Consider the following 23,491-nt stretch of genomic DNA (forward strand, 5'->3'; position numbering starts at 1 on the left):
GTGCGGCTCAGGCGGCCGTCATCACCTGGTCGGTGCCCAGCGGGCGGTGCGGGGCGATGATCTGACCGTCGGGCAGAAGCTCACCGGTGTCCTCGAAGAGCAGAACGCCGTTGCACAGCAGGCTCCATCCCTGCTCCGGATGGTGCGCCACAAGGCGGGCGGACTCCCGGTCGGCGGATTCGGCGGTCGGGCACGGTGGCTGGTGCTGGCACATGGTGGTGGGGATCTTTCGCTCTGTTGTGAATTCTGAGATGGCTGTCGTGTCTGTCCCGCGGCTCGTCGCGTCGTTCATGCCGCCCCCCGTTGGCGATACGTCGGTCTGGAACCCAGTGTTGCCCCACGGGCGTCAATCCGCAGGGGTTTCGCAGCACCGCTCCTCACAGGTTCATGACGCACCACCCATGAGGACGGTTCATTCCAACTCCACTGTCCTTTCGGGTGGTTCACCGTGGCCGTAAGGGGCTAGTCCATGTGGGCCGACCAGCGGATCGTCCCTCGTACGAGCGTGGCGGGACACGGACGGGCGACCGGGCGGGAGCGTGCTTGACGGCCCGGATGAGCGTCGTGCCCCACGGCCGTCTCCGGCGGCGGGGCACGACGGGCGGCGGGACCTACGCGGGCGAGCCGAGCAGCGGCGCCGGAGTCACCCGAAGGGTGAGCACCGGGAGGAGTTCGGCGACGCGGTGCGGGCGGTGGGCGGCGATGCCGGGCGGCGCGGGCGCGAGCGGCACCAGGAGGTCGGTCGCCGCCGGGTGGCCCGCCGCACCGTCGGCGGCGCAGTCGCCGTGCAGCCACAGCGTCAGCATGTACAGCTCGGGCACGGACAGGAGCCTGGGCTGGTACGGCTGTTTCATGGCCTCTGCCTGGCTCAGGGCACGCTCGGTGGCGGCGATGTACGGGCCCTCGAAGAAGCGGGAGAACGCCCAGCCGTCGGGGGTGAGCATGGTCTCGGCGGCGGCCACGGCGCGGTTGCCGGCGCGGATGAGGAAGCGCCACCCGGCCAGCCGGGTTGCCGACGCGCCCGCAGGGGCGATCCGGTCGAGCACGTGGACGGGCAGCGGCATCTCCGGAGTGGTGGGTCCCTGAGCGGCGCGCAGGGACGGGGTGCGGGCCTCATGGACAACGGTGGGGGAACCGAGTGCCGTGAGGACGGAGCGGAGAGCGGGCGCGGGAGCCGGGGGGACATGCAGCGGCATGGTGGGTCGCCTCTCATTCGACAGGCACGGGTGCGCGGGGGCGGGCGGACGGCGCTGTCAGCTCTGGGGGGTCAGAGGGGCGGGAACTGTGCCCGGGCGATTGGAAGGCGCTGTGACGAGAGGGCTCAGGACCGCGATCGCCAACTCTCTGCCCCGTGTGCGAAGTTTATATGAAACGTGTTCACCGGGTGTTTCGGCTAGCCGTCCCGCGCGTGACGGGCAAGGGGATATCCGGTCGCTGATAAGTGCGGTTCGTCCCGATGCGGCACGAGTGCCCCGGCAGCGACCTCGGAATACTTGTCCGTAGCGGTCGGCTGGTTCTCGTCGGCGATTTTCCTCACATGGTTGCGCCCTGAAACTGCGTATGGCCGCATGCCTCGTGAATGTGCCCGGACACACCGCCTCCCAGCGTAGCGGGTGACGGCCCGGCGGGGGACGTTATCGATCGTGTTGCCGGGGCATCATCCACCGTGACCCGGGACAGCAGCGGCCGGATCGTCGGCCTGCCCATCCAAGGAGGGACACTTCGATGGGAGAGAAGGTCGTGGCAGGGCTGTTCGACCTGTCCGATCGCCAGCGCTACCGCGGCAAGCTCAGGCAGTGTCTGGCGGGACTGGAGCGCCTGCTGGAGGAGAAGCGGTTCGACCGCCCGAAGAACCTCATGGGCCTGGAGATCGAGTTGAATCTCGCCGGACCCGACGGCATGCCGAGAATGATGAATGCGCAAGTACTCGAAAAGATTGCGAGCCGGGATTTCCAAACGGAACTCGCCATGTTCAACCTGGAAGTCAACATCGCTCCGCACAGGCTGGGCGGCCGGGTATTCGACCGGCTCGCCGAGGAGCTGCGCACGTCACTCACCTATGCCGACCGGAAAGCGAACGAGGTCGACGCCGGAATCGTGATGATCGGCATTCTGCCGACGCTCGGCCGCGACGACCTCGTCTCCTCCAACCTCTCCGCCGTGGACCGCTACACCCTGCTCAACAACCAGATCGTGGCCGCGCGCGGTGAGGACTTCACGCTGGACATCGAGGGGGTGGAGCGGCTCGTGTGCACCTCGCGGTCGATCGCGCCCGAGGCCGCCTGTACCTCCGTCCAACTGCACCTGCAGGTCACCCCGGCGCGCTTCGCCGACGTGTGGAACGCGGCGCAGGCGGTCGCGGCGGCGCAGATCGCCGTCGGCGCCAACTCGCCGTTCCTGTTCGGGCGCGAGCTGTGGCGCGAGTCCCGGCCGCCGCTGTTCCAGCAGTCCACGGACACCCGGCCGCCCGAGCTGCAGGCGCAGGGTGTGCGGCCGCGCACGTGGTTCGGGGAGCGCTGGATCACCTCGGCGCAGGAGCTGTTCGAGGAGAACCTGCGTTACTTCCCCGCTCTGCTGCCGATCTGCGACGACGAGGACCCTCTGCGGGTCCTGAACGAGGGCGGCGTCCCCAAGCTTGCGGAACTCGTCCTGCACAACGGCACGGTGTACCGCTGGAACCGGCCCGTGTACGGCGTCGCCGACGGGGTTCCGCATCTGCGGGTCGAGAACCGGGTGCTGCCCGCCGGGCCCACCGTCACCGATGTGATCGCCAACGCGGCCTTCTACTACGGCGTCGTCCGCGCCCTGGCGGAGGAGGCGCGACCGGTCTGGACACGGCTGCCGTTCGAGGCGGCGGCCGCCAACTTCGACGCCGCCTGCCGCCACGGTGTCGAGGCACGCCTGCGCTGGCCGCGGCGCGGGCGCCATACCGGGACCACCGAGGTGGAGGCCGTGGACCTGGTGCGCGACGAGCTGCTGCCCCTCGCCGAGGCGGGGCTGGACGCATGGGGCGTCGAGCCCGCGGACCGTGACGTCTACCTCGGAGTGATCGACGAACGGTGCAGGCGGAGGACCAACGGGGCGAGCTGGCAGGCCGTCACCTTCCACCGGGCCCTGGAGCGGGGGATGGACCGGACCGCCGCGCTGGCCGCGACGACACGGAGGTACTGCGAGCTGATGCAGGCGGGAGAACCGGTGCACACGTGGCCGGCCGGACTGCCGGAACCCGTGCCGCTGGGATGAGCGGCCGATCGGGCGACTTGGCGTCCGCCGCCTCGGCGGCACGCGGGGCGCACGTGGCACAGGGGGCACACGCGGCGCCGAGGGCCGGTGGTGCCCGCGTCGTGACCGTAGGGCAAGCTGTGACGTGCTACGACGGTGGTGCCCCTCCCCGTTGAGTCCGTACCGTGACGAAGCCGTTTGACAGGACGAATGGGGGGAGGTACGCCCTTCGACTGGAGGCGGGAGTGCAGGTGGAGGCAGGGTCGGCGACCGGTTCTCATCCCACGGAGCAGCCGACGCGGCGGATTCTGCGGGACGAGACGCTGCTCGTGCTGGCTCTCTCGCTCGGCGCGAGCGGGGTGTCCGCGCTGATCAGCTTTGTCGGGTCGGTCACCAAGCCGGGAGGCCTCAAGGAGCAGGCGGCCACCATGAACGCCTCGGCCGCGCCCGGCCGTCCCTGGCTCGATCTGGCCTGGCAGCTCTTCGGGATCGCGTCGGCGTTGGTACCGGTCGCACTCGTCGCGCACCTGCTGCTGCGTGAGGGTGCGTCACTGCGTACGCTCGGCTTCGACCGGACTCGGCCCTGGCCGGATCTCGGGCGCGGCACCGTGGTCGCCGCGGTGATCGGATCCACGGGCATCGCGTTCTACCTCGCCGCCCGCGGTCTCGGAGCGAACCTCACGGTGGTGCCGGAGGCCCTGCCCGGCGTGTGGTGGAAGTACCCCGTCCTGGTGCTCTCGGCGGTGCAGAACGCCGTCCTGGAGGAGGTCATCGTCGTCGGCTATCTGCTGCGCCGGCTCGGCCGGTTGGGCTGGAGTCCGGGCACGGCCCTGGTGGGCAGCTCGGTGCTGCGCGGTTCGTACCACCTCTACCAGGGCATCGGCGGGTTCCTGGGCAACATGGTGATGGGCGTCGTCTTCGTGTGGCTGTACCGGCGCTGGGGGCGGGTCGGTCCCCTGGTCGTGGCCCACTCCCTGCTCGACGTCGGAGCCTTCGTGGGATACGCGCTGCTGGCGGGGAAGGTGGGGTGGCTGCCGACCGCGTGACGGATCCGGACAGGGGCGTACGACACCGCCGTACGCCCCTGCCGTCCCGTGCCGTCATGCGAGCAGGTCGCCCTCGACGACGGTGACGGCGCGGCCGGTCAGCAGGGTGCGGTCGCCGCGGAGCTCCGTGCGGACGCGGCCGGAGCGCGGGGACGCCTGCAGCCCGGTGAGTTCGAGGCGGCCGAGGCGCTCGGACCAGTAGGGGGCCAGAGCGGTGTGGGCGCTGCCGGTGACCGGGTCCTCGTCGATGCCGACGTTCGGGAAGAAGCAGCGCGAGACGAAGTCGTATCCCCGGGAGGGGTCCTCGGCGCGGGCGGTGGCGATGACGCCGCGCGCGGAGTGGCGGCGCAGCGCCCTGTGGTCGGGGGCCAGGCCCAGCACCGTCTTCTCGTCGGCGAGTTCGAGCACAAGGTCGCCGACGCCCGGTCCGGTGTCGAAGGCGGTGCGGGGCTCGGCGCCGAGGGCCTCGGCCACGCCCTCCGGGATCTCGGCACGGGTGAGCGGCGCGCTGGGGAAGTCCAGCGTGATGGAGCCGTCCTCGCGTGGCACGGCGCTCAGCACGCCGCTGAGGGTGGCGAACCGCACGGGCCCCTCGTGGGCGCCGGTGGTGCGCAGCACATGGGCGGTGGCCAGGGTGGCGTGGCCGCACAGGGCGACCTCGGTGGCGGGCGTGAACCAGCGCAGCGCCCAGTCGGCCTCGCCCCCCTCGGGCAGGCGGTGTGCGAATGCGGTCTCGGCGTGGTTGACCTCGCGGGCCACGTTCTGGAGCCATCCGTCGTCCGGGAAGGCGTCGAGGAGGAGGACCCCGGCCGGATTGCCGGTGAAGGGGCGGTCGGTGAAGGCGTCGACGATACGAATCTGCATGTCCCGACGCTAGAGGTGGGCGGAGCCGGCGGGCCAAGGCCAATGCGTGCCGAGTGGACCGGGTCTTGTCACACTCTTGCTTCCGATATATCGTTAACACATCGCGACAGATCGACGATGGAATGGAGTGAGTGCGATGCGTTCCCATGGACACGACTTCGGATTCGAACGGCACGGATGCCACGGCGGCCCCGGCCATCACGCCCGGGGCGGCTTCGAGAGCCTGCGCGGAGCCTTCGGGTCCTTCGGGCCACCGGGAGGGCCCGGCGGCCCCGGTTTCGGCGGGCCGGGCTTCTTCGGCCCGGGCGGCCCCTGGGGCGGCCGCGGCCGGGGTGGCCCGCGAGGGAGGGCTCGGCGCGGTGATGTGCGCGCGTCGATCCTGGCGCTCCTCAAGGACCGGCCCATGCACGGCTACGAGATGATCCAGGAGATCGCCGAGCGCAGTGGCGGCGCCTGGAAGCCCAGTCCGGGCTCGGTCTATCCCACCCTCCAGCTGCTGGAGGACGAGGGGCTGATCGCCAGTGAGAGCGAGGGCGGCAAGAAACTCTTCTCGCTCACCGAGGCGGGCCGCGGTGCGGCGGACGAGGGTCCCGACGCCCCCTGGGAAGAGGCCTCGCGCGGCGTCGACTGGGAGGCCCTGCACGAGATCCGGCAGGCCGGGTTCGGTCTGATGGAGGCGTTCGGCCAGGTCTGGAAGGCCGGCGACAAGGATCAGCGCGACAAGGCGCTCGCGGTCATCAACGAGGCCCGCAAGAAGCTGTATCTGATCCTCGCCGGCGAGGACTGAGGGCGGGTCGAGGTGGAAGCGGGCGCCCCGCGGCATGATGTCCGCGGGGCGCCCCCTTCGTCCGTGCGCGGCGTGCTCAGGCCACCAGCGCCCCGAGCCTGCGCAGCGATTCGTCGAGGGCCGCCGTCGCCGAGTCCTTGAGCTTGCCCGCCATGAGGGAGACCGCCGCACCGGTGAACTCGCCGTCGATGCGGACCGAGGTCGCCCCGCCGTCCGGCGTCAGCGTGTAGCGCGTGGCGACGTTCACGGCCATCGGGCCCTTGCCCCGGATGGCCAGAACGCGCCCGGGCTGCAGCTCGTCGATGGTCCAGGTGACCTCGGCCGGGAAACCCATGAGCTTCATGTTCTCCTCGAAGGTCCCGCCCACCTCCAGCGACTCGGGGCCGCCCTTCGGGAAACTGGTGTGGGTGGCGTTCCACTCGCCGTACGCCGACCAGTCCGTGAGCTGGGCCCACACCTTCTCGGCGGGTGCCTCGATACGCGCTTGCGCGCTGACTTCGGCCATGCGACCACCCCTTCGCGTCGGCTGCTGCGTCGGGCGCAGCTACGGTGTCGCGGAACGTAGCCGCAGGGCCTGGAACATTCAATACTGATGAACCGTCAGAAATTGTGGAGGCGGCTCCGGTTCCTTGCGGCGGGCCCCGCAAGGCGGCGCGCGGTCCCTGGGGGGAAGACGGCGCGATGTCATCCGCAAGGAGGAGACGCCGGTCGGCCATGCCCAACCTGTGTCGGACACGAGAATGCTGCCCGCCGGGGATGACCTGGGGTCATGGGGCTGGTGGGGTGGGGGACGTGCCACTCCGTCACACGCGGCGCGCCGCCGGGCGCGGCGCGCACCGCACGGACCCCGACGCCCGGCTCAGTGACGAGCTGGCCGCGGTGGTCGCGTGTGCCCGCAGGAGGGCGGTGCGCGACGGCGACCGGCAGATCGACACGGCGCATCTGCTGCACAGCCTGCTGGAGTCCGACCCCGAGGTGCGCGGTGTCTTCGACGGCCCGCAGACCGCACGGCTGCTCGGCTATCTCGTCCAGCGCGCCATCGGCTACGGCCTGCGGTGGCGTGGGAGCGTCGAGGACTCCGGAGCGGGGTCGGTGCCCAGCGGATCGGGGGGCTGGTCGCCGGCGGCGGCGAGCGCCGTGAACGCGGCCTGCGCGCGTGCGGAGCGGCGCGGCGGCGCCCGTGCGCGGGGGCTGGACCTGCTCGCGCTGATCGCCGCGGACCCCGGGTCGCGCGCCGTCGAGGTCCTCGCCCGCTCCGGTGTCGACGTACGGGCCCTGGCGGCGCGGATCGACGCGGTGGCCGCCGTCGAGGGGTGCGCAGGGGACGGCGGGGTCGTTGCCCGCTGAGAGGCAGGCGCGCTGAGACGGGTGCCGAGGTCCACCCCGTGAGACAGGTGCTATTGAGAGTGACGCTCATGTCGACGCCTGTCATCATGTGCCGGTGCACACGTCTCAGGGCAGTCAGGGCAACCACGGCAGAGGCGTCGGGCTGGGGCTCGCCCTCGCGTCGGCGGTCGCGTTCGGCGGATCGGGGGTCGCGGCCAAGCCGCTGATCCAGGCGGGGCTGAACCCGCTCCACGTGGTGTGGCTTCGAGTCGCGGGCGCGGCGCTCGTGATGCTGCCGCTCGCCGTGCGCCACCGTGCGCTGGCGCGCGGCCGCCCCACCCTGCTCGCCGGGTTCGGGCTGCTCGCCGTGGCCGGTGTCCAGGCCTGCTACTTCGCCGCGATCTCCCGCATCCCCGTCGGCGTCGCCCTGCTCATCGAGTACCTCGCGCCCGCGCTCGTGCTCGGCTGGGTGCGGTTCGTGCAGCGGCGGCCCGTGACGCGCGCCGCGGCGGTCGGCGTGGTCCTCGCGGCGGGCGGACTGGCCTGCGTCGTCGAGGTGTGGTCGGGGCTCGGCTTCGACCCCCTCGGCCTGCTGCTCGCGCTCGGCGCCGCCTGCTGCCAGGTCGGCTACTTCGTCCTGTCCGACCACGGTGGCGACGCCGGGGAGCAGGCCCCGGACCCGCTGGGCGTCATCGCCCACGGCCTGCTCGTGGGAGCCGCCGTGCTCACCACCGTCACCCGCCCCTGGCGCATGGACTGGTCCGTCCTCGCGGGCACCGCGCGGATGAACGGCACCCAGGTGCCGGCGTTCGCCCTCCTGGCCTGGATCGTCCTCGTCGCCACGGTCCTGGCGTATGTCACCGGAGTGCTGTCCGTGCGCCGGCTCTCGCCTCCGGTGGCAGGCGTCGTGGCCTGCCTGGAAGCGGTCATCGCCACGATCCTGGCCTGGGTGATGCTCGGTGAGCACCTGTCGGCGCCTCAGATCCTCGGTGGCGCGGTCGTCCTGGCGGGCGCCTTCATCGCCCAGTCGTCGGCGCCCGCGAAGGGGTCCGCCGAGCCGGTGGCGAGGGGCGGCACGGAAAGGGAGTTGCCGGCGCATGAAACGGCCGCATAGCGTGCCGATCATGCATTCGGACGCACTCGTTCTTCCGCCTCCGGCCGTCTGAGGCGGGCTTTCCGGACCGCATGCCCGGCGCACCGCCGGGCGGAACGGTGCTGCCCGCAGAGGAAGTCCACGGACCCCGCCGCTCGGACCTGACCGATCCGGGGTCTCCTTGCGAACTTCTGCGTATCTGCGGAGACGACTCGTGTCGAATGCTGTCTCTGGCCTGCCCGTCGGGCGTGGCCTCTTCTATCTGATCGTCGCCGGTGCCGCCTGGGGCACGGCGGGTGCCGCCGCCTCCCTGGTCTACCGAACCAGTGACATGGGGCCGGTCGCCCTGTCCTTCTGGCGCTGCGCGGCGGGACTGCTCCTGCTGCTCGCCACCCGCCTGCTGCGTCCGCGCACGCGGAGCGCCGCACCCGAACCGCTCGCCCGCAAGGCGGTACGGGCCGGTGCCACCGGCCTGGGGCTCGCCGTCTTCCAGACCGCCTACTTCGCGGCCGTCGCGGCCACCGGACTCGCCGTGGCAACGGTCGTCACCCTCGGCAGCGGACCGGTGCTCATCGCGCTCGGCGCCCGCCTGACCATGGGGGAGCGGCTCGGCCGCGGCGGGGCGACCGCCGTCGTCGGGGCGCTCGCCGGCCTGGGGGTGCTCGTGCTCGGCGGCGGTGACGCGACCGTGCGCCCGTGGGGCGTGCTGCTCGCGGTCGTGTCGGCGGCCGGCTACTCCCTGATGACGCTGCTGACGCGGTGGTGGGGACGCGACGGCGGGGCGGACGCGTCCGGCACGACCGTGTGGACGTTCGCGGTCACCGCTGTGTGCCTGCTTCCCTTCGCCGCGGCCGAGGGCCTGGTGCCGCACACCGCCGAGCCCGGCGATGTCGTAGGGCTGCTGGCGTACATCGCCGCGATCCCCACGGCCCTGGCCTATGCCCTGTACTTCGCGGGTGCCGCCGCCGTACGGTCCGCCACCGTGTCCGTGATCATGCTGCTGGAGCCGGTCAGCGCGGCGGTGCTGGCGGTCGCCCTGCTCGGCGAGCGACTCACGGCGTCGACCCTGGTGGGCACCGCGCTGATGTTGGGCTCGGTCGCCGGACTCGCCCTGGCGGAGGCGCGTGGGGCACGGAGACCGGAGGGCGAGCCGGTCCTCGTGTGACGGGGCGCTGGCCGGTACGGATCGATCAGGTGCAGGTGACCCTGTCCGCCGACGGCGGCTCGGGCCTCCAACTGGTCCTGGGAGCCGGCCGCGGCGCCCGCGGTGGTCTGCCCGACTTCCCGCAACTGGTCGCCGGGCGGCTGGAACCCTTCCACCGGGTCGTCCTCGTCCTCTCCCTGAGCGGCCGCCCGGCCGCCCGGCCGTCCTGATGGACGGCGTGGTCACCCACCGGGAACTGACTCCCGGTTCGCTTCCCGCCGGCAGCCGGCTCACGGTCACCGGTGAGGACGTCAGCGTCATGATGAACCTGACCGAGAGATCCTGCCAGTACCCGGCGCAGGACGAGTCGGCCATCGTCAACCGGATCATCCTCGGCTGCGCCCGCTTCGGGCTGGCTCCCGTGGTGGTGCCACCGCCGGTGGTCGACCCTCCGCTGCCGATCGACCGGATCCCGGTCCAGCAGGGCACCGATCTGGCCCTGCTGACAGCCTTGGCCGGGCGCTTCGGGTACGTCTTCCACGTCAGCCCGGGGCCGGCGCCGCTGACCAACACCGCATACTGGGGTCCGCCGAAGTGGATCGGGAAGCCGTCCCCCGCCTTGTCGGTCGACTCGGGAGCGGCGACCAACGTCCGGCAGATCACCTTCCGCCGCGACGCGCCGGCCCCCACCACGGTGGCCGGACTGGTGCAGGACCGGCTGAGCAACGCCGTGTTCCCGGTGCGCGGCGTGGGCAGCCCGCGGCCCCCACTGGCCGCCGAACAGGGCTGGGAGGTGCACGGCACCAACCTGCGTACCACGGCCTTCCGGGACAGCGGGCCGAGCGTCGTACAGGCCGCGGCGCGGGCCCAGGGCACCGCCGAGGCGTCCAACGACTCGCTGGTGGCCACCGGGGTGCTGGACACCCGCCGGTACGGGGCGCTGCTCACCGTCGGAGGGCTGGTGGGGGTGCGCGGCGCAGGCTGGCAGCACGACGGGCACTACTACGTGCGGCGGGTCACCCACGCCATCACCAGGGCCGGTCGGCACACCCAGGAGTTCACGCTGAGCCGAGAGGGTGTGGGAGCCACCGTGCCGGTGGTGCCGCGGTGAGCGGCCCGACGGCCGAGGGGGCGCCATGAACGGCCGGTTCTTCGGCAAGTACCGCGGGAAGGTGGCCGACAACGTCGACCCCAGGCAGCAGGGCCGGCTGCGGGTGCGTTGCCCGGCGGTGCTGGGGGAGGGGGCGAGCTGGGCGATGCCGAGCGTGCCGTACGCCGGACCCGGGGTCGGCCTGTTCCTGCTGCCGCCCACGGGCGCGAACGTCTGGGTGGAGTTCGAGGGAGGTGATCCGGACTACCCCATCTGGGCCGGCTGTTTCTGGGGCACCGGTGAGGCCCCGGTCACCCCTGCCACGGCGGACAAGAAGGTGCTGCACACCGCCGGAGTCACCGTGACCGTGGACGACCTGCCCGGCGGCGGTGGCCTGACCGTGCAGGTCGCACCGCCGCTGGTGCCGACGCCGCTCAAGCTCGCGCTGACCGCCGAGGGAATCGAGCTGTCCAACGGCTCGTCGAGCATCAAGCTCGGCCCGGTCTCGGTGTCGGTCAACAACGGTGCCCTGGAGGTGATGTGATGCCCGGCCGCCTGCTGACCGCCTGCCCGCCGTGAGCTGTGCACACGGCGGGCAGGCGGTGCCCACCGAGCCGGTGCCGCGGGTGCTGCTCGACGGGGAGCCGGCGGTGACCGCCGCGAGCTCCTACACCATCACCGGGTGCCCCTTCCTGCCGCCGGACGGCAACGGCCCGTGCGTCAGCGCGCAATGGGTGCGTACCGCCCTGCGGGTGACGATCGCCGGGAGCCGCGCGTTGCTGTCGGACGGAGGCGCGGTGTGCACACCGACCGGCACTCCGCTGACCGTGCCGGCCGTCAAGACCCAGGTGCGGGGGATATGAGATGCACATCGGATTTCCGTTCCGTGTCGACAGCCGGGGCCGGACAGCCGCAGCGGACGACGAGGACCACGCCCGCGCTCTGATCGAGCAGGTGCTCTTCACAGCCCCGGGCGAACGGGTCAACCGGCCCGACTTCGGCAGCGGACTGCGGCAACTGGTCTTCGAGTCGGCCGCCGGGGAGCTGGCCACCGCCACCAGGGCACTGGTGCACGCCGCCCTCCAGCAGTGGCTGCCCGCCGAGGTCGGGGTGCAGGCGGTGGACGTGGCAGTGGCCGACCCCACCGCCGAGGTGACGGTGCGCTACCGGACCCGGTCCATGCCCGCTCCCCGTACCGCCGTCTTCACCAGGACGGTGTAGACGGGGTATCGCCGAGATACGGGTCAAAGGGGGCAATAAGTTGATCTTGGGCCGTTGAGAGGCCGCGGCACTGGCGATCTCGCGCAATTGGGAGTCGCGTATGCACGGCCGAGTCCAAATGGTGCTCGCGTTGAGTGATCAGCGCGAGCTCGGCGGACGTCGATCGCCAGGGTCTACCGCTGCCTGGCGCGGACAACGTGCGAAGGCGCCCGACCATGCCAGAAGGCACCGAGGCAGCCCTTGCCATCAGGGGAAGTCCGGACACTCCTCGGCAAAGCCCTGCGAGACGGGCCGCCATACGCCGTGGTCCTCTCGCACGCTCAGGCGATCCGCTTCCTCCGCGGTCTCGATCAGCTGAGCAGTGGTCAAGGGGGCGGCCGCCGCGAAGACCCGCCCGAGGTGATGGCAGTGCAGCACCGGGCGGAGTTCCTCCGAGTACGGCTCATCGGCGACCGCGAAGAGATCGGGCAGGGTCCAGCCCAGCGGACCCGCTACGGCAGATAGCTGCTGCCGACGGTGCGGACTCGGGTCCCAGCGCCAGACCATCCCGTGCAGCGTGCTGAGGGACAGTCCCATGAACGGCAGTTCGCGGATGCCGAAGCCGCGATTGCGGATCAGCGCGCCGAGCACGGCGGCAAACTTGGTCTCGGCGGGACGGCGGCCCGGCCACGCCGGCTGCACGAAGCGTTCTGGAGCGGCGACGCGGGGCAGTGAGCGGACGAATGCCTCCAACGCGGCGAGCTGCGAGTGGTCGCAGTAACTGACGCGGTATGCGAACTGCCTCATGACCCCGGCGTCGCGCTCCGGGGGAAGGAGTTCCGCCGACACCGGCTGGCCTGCGACAACGAGAAGGTCGGCGGCCGGTATGTCGAGTTCGGCGGCAAGTTCGGTGAGTCGCTGTGGGGCGGTGTCAGTTCCGCTCGCGGCGAGGCTGCTCAGGATGGTGGCCCGTTCCATGTGAGGAAGGTAGCGGGTGGGCTGCCAGGACAGCCGGGGCCGCATGAGCCGGTTGGGACTCACCTTCGGCGATTGCCCGGGGCGTATCAGCTCCAGATTCCACCGGCTTCGACGACCAGGTGAGTGGTGGTCTTGTCGTGGTAGCCCAGGGCTTGTGGGCCGTACGCTGAGCAGAGCCGCCTTGGCGGCTTCCCCCGTGCCAACGGGACGGCCGTCGTGCCGTCGTTGTCGCGCTCCTCCAGCAGCCGCGCGGGCTCGGTGCGCTGAACGGGACTCATGCGGTCGTGGATGCCCAGGCAGATCGAGGCGTTCACCTCGGTGCGGATCTTCGAGGCCATCTTGTCGAAGGTGGAGAACCCAGGCAGCTCCAGCCCGGCCTCCACGACCTTCTCCAGCGCGATGTTGATGAGGTCCGCCGGCCGGTTCTTCGCCGCGGCCTCCTTGCGGATCGACTGCTCGGCGATCCGCCGGGCCTCCGCCTGGTCGTACGCCACGCCGACCCGCTTGCGGACCAGGCCCCGGTGGCGCTTGGCGGTCCGCTCCGCCCGGTAGACCGGCAGCGTGCCCTCCGGCAGCTCCACCGCACGGCGGACGAACTCCACCACCTGCTCCGGCACGTCCTCCAGCGCCGGAAAGCACCCCATGCGCTGATACGACTTCAGCATCAGCAACAGGGTCAGCAGATGCTCGTCCCCGTCGGTCGCCCCGGCCGCCCACTCCAGCTCGTCACGAGTCGGCGAGAAGAACAGATGCAGTTCATGCGCGGTGATCAGCCGCTTGAACCGCGGATACGCGGTCCGCTCGATCGAGGTCACAACCCACCCCAGGCCCCAAGATGATGGTCAACATCACCACCAACGACGCTGAACCGAACGGGTGACGGGCCGGACGCTCAGGGCTTCAAGATCAACCCATTGCCCCTTTGACGCGTATCTAGGTCACACCCCTGTGACGGTCCGCGGCGTGGATGTGGTCCTGATCCGCGGCACGGGTGCCGTGGCAGGCAGGGACCGCGGGATTCCGGTGGCGGAGGCGGGCGTGGGGGCCGGACCCGCTCCCTGCGCCCCGCTCAGCGCTCGCGCCTGCGCACCAGGTGATCGCGCGCAGCGGCGTCGCGCGGCGCCCCCCGGCCCGTCAGCCCGGCCGCGATCCGGTCCTGGACCTCGCCCGGCTTGTTCCCGGCGTACTTGAACTTCGCGTGGACGCCGGTGACTTCGAGGCGCAGCCCGCGGATGCCGGACAGCAGGCGGCCGTACGGCGCCGCGCCCGCCGCCGCCCGCGCGGAGCCGCCCTCCGGCTGGAAGCGGCCGAGCTGGCGGTTCAGCAGGTCCGCCTTCTCGTGCGGGTCGTCCACCGGGCGGGCCGTGCACCTGAGCTGGACCGCCGCGTAGAAGCTGGTCGGCACACCGTGCTCCGGTGGGACGTCCGGCGCGGCCTGCCAGGGACCCGGCACATACACATAGTCGTCGACCACACTCAGCAGCACGTCCGGGTTCGCCTCCAGCGCGGGCCACAGCGGGTTCGGGCGTGCCAGGTGGCCCAGCGCCTCGCCGCGCTCGGCGTCGTAGGCGAAATGGAGCGGCTGGACGGACGGCGGCTCGCCCGGCAGGCCGTTCACGGCGAGCTGCCCGAAGTCGTGCGCGTCGAGCCACCCGCGCCACTCGGAGTCGTCAAGGGGCGCGTCCCAGGGGTGGACGAGCATCACAGGGCCGCCAGGTAGTCGGGGAGCGCGACGCCGGGGGCCAGGTCGGGTTCGGCGAGCGGGGTGCCGTAGACCGTGTGGACCGGGACGACGCCCGCCCAGTGCGGGAGCGAGAGGTCCTCGGGCTCCTCGTTCACACCTCCGGTGCGCACTTTCGCCGAGACCTCGTCCAGGTCGAGCCGGATCACAGCGGTGGCGGCCATTTCCTTGGCGCTGGCGGGGCGGGCGTCGCGCGAACGGCCCGGCACGACGTGGTCGACCAGTGCGTCCAGGGCCGTCCGCTTCTCCTCGGGGCCGGTGACCTGGCGGGCGAGGCCGTGCACCATCACGGAACGGTAGTTGACCGAGTGGTGGAAGAAGGAGCGGGCCAGTACCAGACCGTCCACGTGCGTCACCGTCACACAGACGGCGAGCCCGGGGTCCCGCGCGCCCGTCATCCGCAGTGGGCGCGAGCCCGTCGAACCGTGGAGGTAGAGCCGCTCGCCGACGCGCGCGTACAGCGTGGGCAGCACGACGGGGGCGCCGTCGCGGACGTAGCCGAGATGGCACACGTATCCCTCGTCGAGTATCTCGTGCACCAGGTCCTTGTCGTATGCCACGCGCTCCGCGGAGCGCGTGGGAACGGTGCGGCCGGTCGGTGCGTAGGCGCCGGGCGGCGACGCCGGCGGCCGGGTCTCCTGCATGATGTGCGCTCCCTATTGCACTAGTGCATAATGTGCTTTGTGCTAGGAGAATATCGGATCAAGGGGCGGGGCGCAGCGGAGATTGCGGCGGACATCGAGCGAGCGGTGGGGGACGGAGGGCTGGAGCCCGGCCGGCTCCTCCCCTCTCTTCGGGAACTGGCCGTCGAACTGGGCGTGAACCCCAACACGGTCGCGGCCGCCTACCGCATCCTGCGTGAGCGGGGGGTCATCGAGACCGCGGGGCGGCGGGGCAGCCGGGTGCGGTCCGCGCCGGCCACGACGGGACGGGACCACCTGCGCGTCGAGGTGCCCGAGGGGGCGCGCGACGTTTCGAGCGGCAACCCCGATCCGCTGCTGCTGCCGCCGCTGCGGCAGGCGTTCGCTGCGGCTGCCGCACAGGGCGAGCGGGAGCCCGTGCTGTACGGAGACGTCGCCGTGGAACCGGAGCTGGCGCGCCTCGCGCGGGCCGATCTCGACGCCGGCGGGGTGCCCGACGGGCCGCTCGCCGTGCTCTCCGGATCGCTGGACGCCGTCGAGCGAGTCCTGGCCGCCCACCTCAGACCCGGGGACAGGGTCGCCGTCGAGGACCCCGGGTGGGGCAGGATCCTGGACCTGGTTCCGGCGCTCGGGCTGCGCACGATGCCCGTCGGCGTCGACGACGAGGGACCGCTGCCCGCCGATGTGCGAGGCGCCCTGCGGGCGGGGGCGCGTGCTCTCATCGTCACGGACCGGGCGCAGAACCCGACCGGTGCGGCGGTGAGCGCCCCCCGCGCCCGTGCCCTGCGTTCCGTGCTCCACGAGCACCCGGGGACCCTGCTGGTGGAGGACGACCACGGTCACGGGATCGTCGACGTGCCCCTCCACCCCCTCGCCGGGGTCACCCGGAACTGGGCCTTCGTGCGCTCGGCCGCCAAGGCGTACGGGCCCGATCTGCGGCTCGCCGTCCTCACCGGGGACAGCGTCACCGTCGACCGGGTCCTGGGGCGGCAGCGGCTGGGGCCGGGATGGGTGAGCCGGATCCTGCAGCGTGCCCTGGTGCGGTTGTGGGCCGACGGCGCGGTGGACGCGCGGGCGGTGGCGGCGGCGTACGCGCGGCGCCGGGACGCGCTGATCGGGGCGCTCGCCGAGCGTGGGGTCACGGCCCACGGGCGCAGCGGGATGAACGTGTGGGTGCCCGTGCCGGACGAGACCGGAGCGGTCGCGCGGCTGCTGCACGCGGGCTGGGCCGTCGCGCCCGGCGCGGGCTTCCGGATGAGCGCGCCGCCCGGCATCCGGATCACCGTCTCGACCCTGACCGCGCAGGAGACCGGGCCGCTGGCGGACGCGGTCGCCACCGCTCTCGGCCCCGCTCCCGCCCGCAGCTACGTCTGACTCCGCGGCCCGCTCCTGGGCCGGGCCTGTGTCAGCGCGGCGCCCGCCAGCACGACCGCCGCGCCCACCGGGGTCGACCAGGTCAGCGACTCGCCCAGGACCGCCACACCCGCCGCGGTGGCGATGACCGGGATGAAGTACGTGACCATCTGGGCCGTCGTCGGGCCGACCTCGGCGACCAGGCCGTACTGGACGAGCACGGCGATCCCGGTGCCCAGGGCGCCCAGCGCCGTCACCGAGAGCAGCGGGACAAGCGGGAACCGGCTCGGCAGGGTGGTGAACAGCGGGGTGACCACGGCCAGTTGGGCGGTGGCCAGCAGCAGTTGTGCGCCCGTCAGCGACAGGTGCGAGTGCCGGGAGCCGGCCAGGGTGCGGCGGACGTAGATCCAGCCGACCGGGTAGCTGAGCGAGGCGAGCAGGGCCATCGCCGTGCCCGTCGCATCCAGGCCGTCGAAGCCCTGCCAGGCGCCGAGCACCGTCAGCACCCCCAGGAACCCGATGCCCAGGCCCGCGACCCGCCGCCGGGTCGGCCGGTCCTCGGAGAGCGCCACCAGGGAGAGTGCCATGCCCCACAGCGGTGAGGTCGCGTTGCAGATCCCGGCGAGCGTCGAGGGGATCGTCAGCTCCGAGTAGGCGAAGAGCGAGAACGGCAGCGCGTTGAGGAGGAGCGCCGCGACCGCGAGATGCCCCCAGGTGCGGGCGCCGCGCGGAAGGCGCTCCCGTTTGACGGCCATCGCCGCCGCGAGCACCGCGGTGCCGAACGCCAGGCGGCCGAGCGTGACCTGGAACGGGGCGTACGCCTCCGTGCCGACCTTGATGAACAGAAAACTGAAGCCCCAGATCAGCGAGAGGACGCCGAAGCGGATCCGCCAGTCGAGCCTGGACCGGCGGCGGGGGACGAGGGAGGAGGCGGTGACGGTTCGTCGGGTGGCGGCGGTGCTCATGGCGGCAACGATGGCGCAGGGCATCTCGTAGCACAATCGAGATTTCACTGGCAGTATCTCTTAGCATTGCTTACATGTTGAACCTGGAGCGCCTGCGCACCCTCGACGCCCTCGCCCGGCACGGCTCGGTCAGCGGGGCGGCCGAGGGGCTGCACGTGACGACCTCGGCCGTCTCCCAGCAGATGGCCAAGCTGGAGCGGGAGGTGGGGCAGCGGCTCCTGGCCAGGAACGGGCGCGGGGTGCGGCTCACGGACGCCGGCCGGCTGCTGGCCGACCACGCGGCGCGCATCCTGTCACAGGTCGAACTCGCCCAGGCCGACCTGGAGGCCCAGCGCGGCCAGGTGGCGGGTGAGTTGCGCCTGTCGGCCTTCCCGACGGCAGCGCGCGGGCTGTTCCCGACCGCGCTCGCCGCGCTGCGGGCCGGTCATCCGGCGCTGCGGCTGCGCTCGTGCGAGCTCGAGCCCGAGGCCGGAGTCGCCGGCGTGGTGCGCGGCGACCTCGATCTCGCGGTCGTCCTCGACTGGTACAACAAGCCGATGCCGCTGCCCGACGGCCTGGTGAAGGCGGCGATCCTCGACGATCCTGCTGACGTGGCGATGCCCCTCGGGCACCGGCTCGCGGACAAGGCGGAGGTGGACCTCGGGGACTTCGCCGACGACGAGTGGATCACCTGGGGCGAGGGCGAGTTCTGTCACGAGTGGCTGATGTTCACGCTGCGTTCCAAGGGCATCGAACCGCGCATCGGCCACCGCGCCTGCGAGACGCACACACAACTGGGTCTGGTCGCGGCCGGACTGGGGGTGTGCATCGCCCCGTTGCTCGGGCGTCACCCGATGCCGGAGGGCGTCGTGACCGTGCCGCTGCGGCAGCGCGTGCGGCGGCACGTCTTCGTGGTGTGGCGGGCCGACGCCGACCGCCGTCCCTCGATCAGGGCGGCGGTGGAGGCGCTGCGCACGGCGGGGCGGGCCATAGCGGCGATGTGAGCCGGAGCGGCCGGGCGGGCCGCAGCGGGCGGTGGTCGAAGCGGCCGGTGGTCGGAGCCGCCGTGCACGTCAGAGCGACCCCAGCTTGCGGAAGTCCCAGGAGACGATCTTCGTCGGGGTCAGCCGCAGCCACGCGTGGCGGCCGTCGTGCGGCATCTCCTCCAGGCCGAAGTTCTTGCGCGCGAACAGCGTCTCGGGAACGTCGAGTTCGGCGCACAGCTCCCCGGTGCGGGGAGCCTCGCCCACGAACTCCACCGTGCCGGACAGCTCGGCGCCCCGCAGTTGGTCGTACTCCTCGCCCGTGTCGATCACCACGGCGATCCGCGGATCGCGGCGCAGCTCGGCCCAGCGCTTGCTGCGCACCACCGAGTACAGCCACAGTGAGGTGCCGTCCCAGGCGAACCACAGGGCGCTCACATGCGGGGTGCCGTCGGCCGACACGGTCGCCACCCGGCAGGTGCGCTGGGTGGTGAGGAAGTCGTCCAGCTCGCCGGACGTCATCATGATCTTCCGGCCCCGGCGCTGCGTGACGGTCATGCGGGATCCCCCTCTTCTTCTCCCACGTCGTGCCAGAGAGATCCTCTGACATCACGTCAGAAAAGAGAAGGGGTCGTCTTCCCCTCGGTGGCGAGGGCCGATACTCTCCCCCGCGCCGGCCGTCGACGACAAGGGGAGCCATGCCGTCCCCCGAACAGCTTCGCGCACTCCTCGACCCCCGCACCACGGTGCTGCTCACCGTCGAGTGCCAGCAGGGCGTCGTGGGCCCGGACGGCGCCCTGCCCGAACTCGCCGAGGAGGCGCGCTCGTCCGGGGCGCTCACCAACGTGGCGCGCCTGGTCGCCGCCGCTCACGAGGGCGGGGTGCAGGTGGTCCACGCCCTCGCCGAGCGGCGCCCGGACGGCCGTGGCGCGAGCCGCAACGCCCGCCTCTTCCGCGCGGCCGAACGGCTGCCGGTCCGGCAGCTGTCCGGCACCCCGGCGGTCCGCGTCGCGGAACCCGTCGAGGTGACGGAGGAGGACCTCGTGGTACGGCGGCTGCACGGCCTGTCGCCGATCGCGGGGACCGAGGTCGACGCGCTGCTGCGCAACCTGGACTGCCGCACCCTGGTCGTCACCGGGGTCTCGGCCAACGTGGCGGTCCCCAACGCCGTGTTCGACGCCGTCAACGGCGGCTACCGGGTCGTCGTGCCCGCGGACGCCATCGCGGGAGTGCCCCCCGAGTACACGCCCGCGATGGTCCGCAACACCCTGGCGCTGGTCGCCACGATCGCGACCACCGACGAGGTAGTGGCCTGCCTCGCGCCACCGCGCCGGGCGGCACGGGGGTGAGGAGGCGCGGGGTCAGGCGAGCTTGATCTCGTCCCCGGCCACGGTGATCTCCGCGGTGGACAGCGGCTGGGTCGCGGGCCCCTTCTTCACGCTGCCGTCGGTCGCGGAGAACTCGCTGTTGTGGCAGGGGCAGGTGATCACACCGTTCGAGATGTCCCTGACCGCGCACCCCTGGTGGGTGCACTTGGACGAGAACGCCTTGAACCGGCCCGCCGACGGCTGGGTCACCACCACGCCCTGGTCGGCGAAGACCTTGCCGCCGCCCTCGGGGATGTCGGAGGTCTTCGCCAGCACCGTGCCGCCGGAGCCGGCCGTCGCATTCTCACCTCCGTCCGTGCCACCGCTGCTCGGACTGCCGTTGCCCTGTGCGCCGGCCGGACTCGACGACGTGTCGTCCGAGCCCCCGCACGCGGTCAGCGCGACGGCGAGCCCCGTCGCTCCGACCGCCGCCACGACTGTGCGGCGGGCCGGTGCCTGGACGGGCTGTAGCGGTTCGCTGGTCATGCTGACGTTCCCTTCCACGGATGCTTCGTAGATCTGCACGGAGGTACGGCCTGCGGGCGCTCCCTGTTCAGACGATGTCCACATCTTGACCTGCTCCCGACGTGAGTCGCCGCACGGCGCACACGGGCCGCGCCGGAAGGCCCCCGAACGTCCCAGTAACCTGGGGTGGTGCTCAAGGAAGTCTTCGCGACCCGCTACATCACGCCACTGCGCGAGGGCGGTTCGCTGCCGGGGCTCGTCGAGGCCGACGACCTGGGCCTGTACGTCATGAAGTTCACCGGCGCCGGACAGGGCCGCAAGACACTCGTCGCCGAGGTCGTCTGCGCGGGACTCGCCCGGCGGCTGGGCCTGCGGGTGCCCGGCCTGGTGACCGTCGGCCTCGACCCGGTACTGGGCCTCGGCGAGCCGGACCAGGAGGTGCAGGGGCTGCTCAGGGCGAGCGGCGGACTCAACCTGGGCATGGACTTCCTCAGCGGGGCGATCGGCTTCGACCCGCTCGCGTTCGCGGTCGGCCCCGAGGAGGCCGGGCGGATCCTCTGGTTCGACGCGCTCGTCGGCAACGTGGACCGCTCCTGGCGCAACCCCAACCTCCTGATGTGGCACGGCGACCTGTGGCTCATCGACCACGGCGCCACCATGATCTGGCACCACAACTGGCCCGGCGCGGAGGTCTCGGCCGCCAGGCCCTACGACGCCTCGGAGCACGTTCTCGCCCCCTTCGCGCCGGACGTCGCGGGCGCCGCCGCGGAACTGGCGCCCCTCGTCACCGGCGACCTGCTGACCGAGGTGACCGCGGACATCCCCGAGGAGTGGCTGGCCGGCGAGCCCGGTTTCGGCACGCCGGACGCGCTGCGCCGGGCGTACGCGGCCCTGCTGCTGGCCCGCGCCGCCGTCATCCATGAACGCATCCAGGGCCTTGAGACCCGTCAGGGGGACAAGTGAACTCGGCCGGACAGGTGAGCGGGCGGGACGTGTTCGAGTACGCGCTGCTGCGCGTGGTGCCGCGCGTCGAACGCGGCGAGTGCTTCAACGCGGGCGTGCTCGTCTACTGCCGCGCGAAGTCGTTCGTCGCGGCCCGGACGCACCTCGACGAGGGGAAGCTGTGCGCGCTGGACCCGGACGCCGATGTGGCCGGGGTGCGCGCAGCGCTCCGTGCCGTCGAGGGCGTGTGCGCGGGCGGCGAGGCGGCCGGGCAGGCGGCGCGCGACGACGCCGGGCGGCGCTTCCGCTGGCTGATCGCGCCGCGTTCGACGGTCGTCCGGCCCGGGCCCGTGCACACCGGGCTGACCGCCGACCCGGCGGCGGAGGCGGAGCGGTTGCTGGACCTCCTGGTGAGGTAATGGATCACATGCGCCGGGTGTGCCGTTGACACCGGGTGCCAGGGCTTCTAGCGTCACGTCTGCTGAAGGTACTAAGCGGTCGCTCACCTGTGGGGCGTACCGTGGAGCCGCAGACTTTCCGAAGGTGTTCCAGGCTTTCCAAGGGCGAGGAGAACCAGCAATGTCCACCACTGAGCAGCGGGTCGCCGTCGTGACCGGCGGTGCGCGCGGCATCGGCGCCGCCACCGCCGTACGACTGGCCGCCGAGGGCCGTGCGGTCGCCGTGATCGACCTCGACGAGGCCGCGTGCAAGGACACCGTGGAGAAGATCACGGCCGCGGGCGGCAAGGCCGTCGCCGTCGGCTGCGACGTCTCGGACGAGGCGCAGGTCGAGGCCGCCGTCGCGCGGATCGCCGGGGAACTGGGCGCGCCCACGATCCTCGTCAACAACGCCGGCGTGCTGCGCGACAACCTGCTGTTCAAGATGAGCGTCTCGGACTGGGACACCGTCATGAACGTGCACCTGCGCGGCGCCTTCCTCATGTCGCGCGCCTGCCAGAAGCACATGGTCGACGCGGGCTTCGGCCGTATCGTCAACCTCTCCTCCTCGTCGGCGCTGGGCAATCGCGGCCAGGTGAACTACTCGGCCGCCAAGGCCGGCCTGCAGGGCTTCACCAAGACGCTGGCCAAGGAACTCGGCAAGTTCGGCATCACCGCCAACGCCGTCGCCCCCGGCTTCATCGCCACCGAGATGACCAAGGCCACCGCCGACCGCGTCGGCATGGGCTTCGAGGACTTCAAGGCCGCGGCCGCCACCCAGATCCCCGTGCAGCGCGTCGGCGAGCCCGACGACATCGCCAACGCGATCGCCTTCTTCACGGGCGAAGCGGCCGGATTCGTCTCCGGCCAGGTGCTGTACGTCGCCGGCGGACCGCTCGACTAGGGCCGGGAGCGGACACATGACTGCACTGCCTGAACTCTCCGGCAAGGTCGCCCTCGTCACGGGCGCCAGCCGCGGCATCGGCTACGGGATCGCCGAGGCGTTCGTCGCGCGCGGCGACCGCGTCTGCATCACCGGCCGCAACGAGGAGGCGCTCAAGGAGGCCGCCGAGAAGCTCGGCGCAGACCGGGTCATCGGCGTTCCGGGCAAGGCGCACGACGAGGCCCACCAGGCCACCGCCGTCGAGCGCACGATGGAGGCGTTCGGCCGCGTCGACTTCCTGGTGAACAACGCCGGCACCAACCCGGTGTTCGGGCCGATCGCGGACCTCGACCTGGGCGTCGCGCGCAAGGTGTTCGAGACCAACGTGATCTCGGCGCTCGGCTTCGCGCAGCGGACCTGGCACGCCTGGCAGAAGGACAACGGCGGCGCGATCGTCAACATCGCCTCGGTCGCGGGCCTCGCACCCTCGCCCTTCATCGGCGCCTACGGGGTCAGCAAGGCCGCGATGATCAACCTGACCCAGCAGCTGGCGCACGAGTTCGCGCCCCGGGTACGGGTCAACGCGATCGCGCCGGCCGTGGTGAAGACCAAGTTCGCGCAGGCCCTGTACGAGGGCCGGGAGGCGGAGGCCGCCGCGGCCTACCCGCTCGGCCGGCTCGGCGTGCCCTCCGACATCGGCGGCGCCGCGGCCTTCCTGACCTCGGATCAGTCCGACTGGATCACGGGCCAGACGCTGGTCGTCGACGGCGGCGTCTTCCTGAACGCCGGGGTCGCCTGACGCACATCTCGACACGGGCGCGGATGGGCCGGAACTCGTGACGGAACCCGCGCCCGTGTCGCAGCGATGCGGGCAGGGGGTGATGACAACGTTGTCATCACGTGCTGGTCACGAGCCCGGGTGGAGCACGGTGAACCCGGCCCGGCACTGCGGTATTGTCTGCCGATCCCTGGTGTGGCAGCTCGA

General features: G+C 72.0%; 29 protein-coding genes. 18 read left to right on the top strand and 11 right to left on the bottom strand.

Going from position 1 to position 23,491, the window contains the following annotated elements; all coding sequences use genetic code 11:
* Positions 1 to 7 precede the first annotated feature (7 nt).
* Both ACFSL4_RS19020 and ACFSL4_RS19025 read right to left on the bottom strand, forming a co-directional pair.
* On the bottom strand, positions 8 to 214 hold the full coding sequence (locus ACFSL4_RS19020; RefSeq protein ID WP_103840200.1) for a DUF5999 family protein: 207 nt from the start codon (positions 212 to 214) through the stop codon (positions 8 to 10).
* A gap of 397 nt (positions 215 to 611) precedes the next feature.
* On the bottom strand, positions 612 to 1,196 hold the full coding sequence (locus ACFSL4_RS19025; RefSeq protein ID WP_381084135.1) for a hypothetical protein: 585 nt from the start codon (positions 1,194 to 1,196) through the stop codon (positions 612 to 614).
* Between the two features lie 529 nt (positions 1,197 to 1,725).
* On the opposite strand from ACFSL4_RS19025, the gene ACFSL4_RS19030 reads away from it, so the two are divergent.
* Positions 1,726 to 3,243 (top strand): glutamate-cysteine ligase family protein, encoded by a 1,518-nt coding sequence (locus tag ACFSL4_RS19030; protein ID WP_381084137.1) that lies wholly within the window; start codon positions 1,726 to 1,728, stop codon positions 3,241 to 3,243.
* A 224-nt stretch (positions 3,244 to 3,467) separates the two neighbouring features.
* The gene (locus ACFSL4_RS19035) at positions 3,468 to 4,268 is read left to right on the top strand and encodes a CPBP family intramembrane glutamic endopeptidase (protein WP_381084139.1); all 801 of its coding nucleotides are present in this window, start codon (positions 3,468 to 3,470) and stop codon (positions 4,266 to 4,268) included.
* A gap of 54 nt (positions 4,269 to 4,322) precedes the next feature.
* Here ACFSL4_RS19035 and ACFSL4_RS19040 read toward each other — a convergent pair whose 3' ends face one another.
* Positions 4,323 to 5,132: a PhzF family phenazine biosynthesis protein gene (locus ACFSL4_RS19040; RefSeq protein WP_381084141.1), complete on the bottom strand. Its 810-nt coding sequence runs from the start codon at positions 5,130 to 5,132 to the stop codon at positions 4,323 to 4,325.
* 136 nt (positions 5,133 to 5,268) lie between these two features.
* Between ACFSL4_RS19040 and ACFSL4_RS19045 the strand changes: the two genes are divergently transcribed.
* Entirely contained in the window at positions 5,269 to 5,919 is a 651-nt protein-coding gene (locus tag ACFSL4_RS19045) for a PadR family transcriptional regulator (RefSeq protein ID WP_381084143.1), read from the top strand.
* Between the two features lie 76 nt (positions 5,920 to 5,995).
* Here the strand turns inward: ACFSL4_RS19045 and ACFSL4_RS19050 are convergent, their stop codons facing one another.
* A complete protein-coding gene (locus ACFSL4_RS19050; RefSeq protein ID WP_381084145.1) occupies positions 5,996 to 6,424 on the bottom strand; it encodes a type II toxin-antitoxin system Rv0910 family toxin in 429 nt (142 codons plus the stop codon).
* Between the two features lie 251 nt (positions 6,425 to 6,675).
* On the opposite strand from ACFSL4_RS19050, the gene ACFSL4_RS19055 reads away from it, so the two are divergent.
* From ACFSL4_RS19055 to ACFSL4_RS19090, 8 genes are all read left to right on the top strand, one after another.
* Positions 6,676 to 7,266, top strand: coding sequence for a Clp protease N-terminal domain-containing protein (locus tag ACFSL4_RS19055; RefSeq protein ID WP_381084147.1), 591 nt, complete (start codon positions 6,676 to 6,678; stop codon positions 7,264 to 7,266).
* 88 nt (positions 7,267 to 7,354) lie between these two features.
* Positions 7,355 to 8,359 (top strand): EamA family transporter, encoded by a 1,005-nt coding sequence (locus tag ACFSL4_RS19060; protein ID WP_381084149.1) that lies wholly within the window; start codon positions 7,355 to 7,357, stop codon positions 8,357 to 8,359.
* A 193-nt stretch (positions 8,360 to 8,552) separates the two neighbouring features.
* Positions 8,553 to 9,503, top strand: a complete 951-nt coding sequence (locus tag ACFSL4_RS19065) for a DMT family transporter (protein ID WP_381084151.1) — start codon at positions 8,553 to 8,555, stop codon at positions 9,501 to 9,503.
* 29 nt (positions 9,504 to 9,532) lie between these two features.
* Positions 9,533 to 9,712 (top strand): hypothetical protein, encoded by a 180-nt coding sequence (locus tag ACFSL4_RS19070; RefSeq protein WP_381084153.1) that lies wholly within the window; start codon positions 9,533 to 9,535, stop codon positions 9,710 to 9,712.
* A gap of 8 nt (positions 9,713 to 9,720) precedes the next feature.
* Positions 9,721 to 10,593: a hypothetical protein gene (locus ACFSL4_RS19075; RefSeq protein WP_381084155.1), complete on the top strand. Its 873-nt coding sequence runs from the start codon at positions 9,721 to 9,723 to the stop codon at positions 10,591 to 10,593.
* A 25-nt stretch (positions 10,594 to 10,618) separates the two neighbouring features.
* Positions 10,619 to 11,116: a phage baseplate assembly protein V gene (locus tag ACFSL4_RS19080; protein WP_381084157.1), complete on the top strand. Its 498-nt coding sequence runs from the start codon at positions 10,619 to 10,621 to the stop codon at positions 11,114 to 11,116.
* Positions 11,117 to 11,147: 31 nt separating this feature from the next.
* Positions 11,148 to 11,435 (top strand): hypothetical protein, encoded by a 288-nt coding sequence (locus ACFSL4_RS19085; RefSeq protein WP_381084159.1) that lies wholly within the window; start codon positions 11,148 to 11,150, stop codon positions 11,433 to 11,435.
* A gap of 1 nt (position 11,436) precedes the next feature.
* Positions 11,437 to 11,793: a GPW/gp25 family protein gene (locus ACFSL4_RS19090; protein WP_381084161.1), complete on the top strand. Its 357-nt coding sequence runs from the start codon at positions 11,437 to 11,439 to the stop codon at positions 11,791 to 11,793.
* 246 nt (positions 11,794 to 12,039) lie between these two features.
* On the opposite strand, the gene ACFSL4_RS19095 is transcribed toward ACFSL4_RS19090, so the two are convergent.
* From ACFSL4_RS19095 to ACFSL4_RS19110, 4 genes are all read right to left on the bottom strand, one after another.
* Complete coding sequence (locus ACFSL4_RS19095) at positions 12,040 to 12,750, bottom strand: hypothetical protein (RefSeq protein ID WP_381084163.1); 711 nt, start codon at positions 12,748 to 12,750, stop codon at positions 12,040 to 12,042.
* Between the two features lie 86 nt (positions 12,751 to 12,836).
* Positions 12,837 to 13,565: a DUF4158 domain-containing protein gene (locus ACFSL4_RS19100; protein ID WP_381084165.1), complete on the bottom strand. Its 729-nt coding sequence runs from the start codon at positions 13,563 to 13,565 to the stop codon at positions 12,837 to 12,839.
* A 254-nt stretch (positions 13,566 to 13,819) separates the two neighbouring features.
* Positions 13,820 to 14,452: an FMN-binding negative transcriptional regulator gene (locus tag ACFSL4_RS19105; protein ID WP_381084167.1), complete on the bottom strand. Its 633-nt coding sequence runs from the start codon at positions 14,450 to 14,452 to the stop codon at positions 13,820 to 13,822.
* Positions 14,452 to 15,135 (bottom strand): pyridoxamine 5'-phosphate oxidase family protein, encoded by a 684-nt coding sequence (locus tag ACFSL4_RS19110; RefSeq protein WP_381084169.1) that lies wholly within the window; start codon positions 15,133 to 15,135, stop codon positions 14,452 to 14,454. Before ACFSL4_RS19110 ends, ACFSL4_RS19105 begins: the two co-directional genes overlap by 1 nt.
* Positions 15,136 to 15,174: 39 nt before the next feature.
* Here ACFSL4_RS19110 and ACFSL4_RS19115 point away from each other — a divergent pair, with 39 nt between their 5' ends.
* Complete coding sequence (locus ACFSL4_RS19115) at positions 15,175 to 16,506, top strand: aminotransferase class I/II-fold pyridoxal phosphate-dependent enzyme (RefSeq protein ID WP_381084171.1); 1,332 nt, start codon at positions 15,175 to 15,177, stop codon at positions 16,504 to 16,506.
* Here ACFSL4_RS19115 and ACFSL4_RS19120 read toward each other — a convergent pair.
* Complete coding sequence (locus tag ACFSL4_RS19120) at positions 16,497 to 17,450, bottom strand: DMT family transporter (RefSeq protein WP_381084173.1); 954 nt, start codon at positions 17,448 to 17,450, stop codon at positions 16,497 to 16,499. The two genes, ACFSL4_RS19115 and ACFSL4_RS19120, sit on opposite strands and share 10 nt — an antisense overlap.
* Before the next feature lie 74 nt (positions 17,451 to 17,524).
* On the opposite strand from ACFSL4_RS19120, the gene ACFSL4_RS19125 reads away from it, so the two are divergent.
* Positions 17,525 to 18,433 (top strand): LysR family transcriptional regulator, encoded by a 909-nt coding sequence (locus ACFSL4_RS19125; RefSeq protein WP_381084175.1) that lies wholly within the window; start codon positions 17,525 to 17,527, stop codon positions 18,431 to 18,433.
* Between the two features lie 69 nt (positions 18,434 to 18,502).
* Here ACFSL4_RS19125 and ACFSL4_RS19130 read toward each other — a convergent pair whose 3' ends face one another.
* Entirely contained in the window at positions 18,503 to 18,970 is a 468-nt protein-coding gene (locus ACFSL4_RS19130; protein ID WP_381084177.1) for a pyridoxamine 5'-phosphate oxidase family protein, read from the bottom strand.
* A 140-nt stretch (positions 18,971 to 19,110) separates the two neighbouring features.
* Here ACFSL4_RS19130 and ACFSL4_RS19135 point away from each other — a divergent pair, with 140 nt between their 5' ends.
* Positions 19,111 to 19,761, top strand: a complete 651-nt coding sequence (locus tag ACFSL4_RS19135; protein ID WP_381084179.1) for a cysteine hydrolase family protein — start codon at positions 19,111 to 19,113, stop codon at positions 19,759 to 19,761.
* Between the two features lie 12 nt (positions 19,762 to 19,773).
* Here the strand turns inward: ACFSL4_RS19135 and ACFSL4_RS19140 are convergent, their stop codons facing one another.
* Positions 19,774 to 20,265: a Rieske (2Fe-2S) protein gene (locus tag ACFSL4_RS19140; RefSeq protein ID WP_381084181.1), complete on the bottom strand. Its 492-nt coding sequence runs from the start codon at positions 20,263 to 20,265 to the stop codon at positions 19,774 to 19,776.
* A 168-nt stretch (positions 20,266 to 20,433) separates the two neighbouring features.
* Here ACFSL4_RS19140 and ACFSL4_RS19145 point away from each other — a divergent pair, with 168 nt between their 5' ends.
* The 4 genes from ACFSL4_RS19145 to ACFSL4_RS19160 all read left to right on the top strand — a co-directional run bounded on the left by ACFSL4_RS19145 (position 20,434) and on the right by ACFSL4_RS19160 (position 23,305).
* Entirely contained in the window at positions 20,434 to 21,207 is a 774-nt protein-coding gene (locus ACFSL4_RS19145; RefSeq protein ID WP_381084183.1) for a HipA family kinase, read from the top strand.
* Between the two features lie 14 nt (positions 21,208 to 21,221).
* Complete coding sequence (locus ACFSL4_RS19150) at positions 21,222 to 21,605, top strand: DUF3037 domain-containing protein (RefSeq protein ID WP_381084221.1); 384 nt, start codon at positions 21,222 to 21,224, stop codon at positions 21,603 to 21,605.
* 160 nt (positions 21,606 to 21,765) lie between these two features.
* The gene (gene fabG / locus ACFSL4_RS19155) at positions 21,766 to 22,527 is read left to right on the top strand and encodes a 3-oxoacyl-ACP reductase FabG (protein WP_381084185.1); all 762 of its coding nucleotides are present in this window, start codon (positions 21,766 to 21,768) and stop codon (positions 22,525 to 22,527) included.
* Between the two features lie 16 nt (positions 22,528 to 22,543).
* On the top strand, positions 22,544 to 23,305 hold the full coding sequence (locus ACFSL4_RS19160; protein ID WP_381084187.1) for an SDR family oxidoreductase: 762 nt from the start codon (positions 22,544 to 22,546) through the stop codon (positions 23,303 to 23,305).
* The last annotated feature ends 186 nt before the right edge of the window (positions 23,306 to 23,491 follow it).

It is taken from the genome of Streptomyces caeni, from assembly GCF_042678285.1.
Taxonomy (GTDB): Bacteria; Actinomycetota; Actinomycetes; order Streptomycetales; family Streptomycetaceae; genus Streptomyces; species Streptomyces caeni.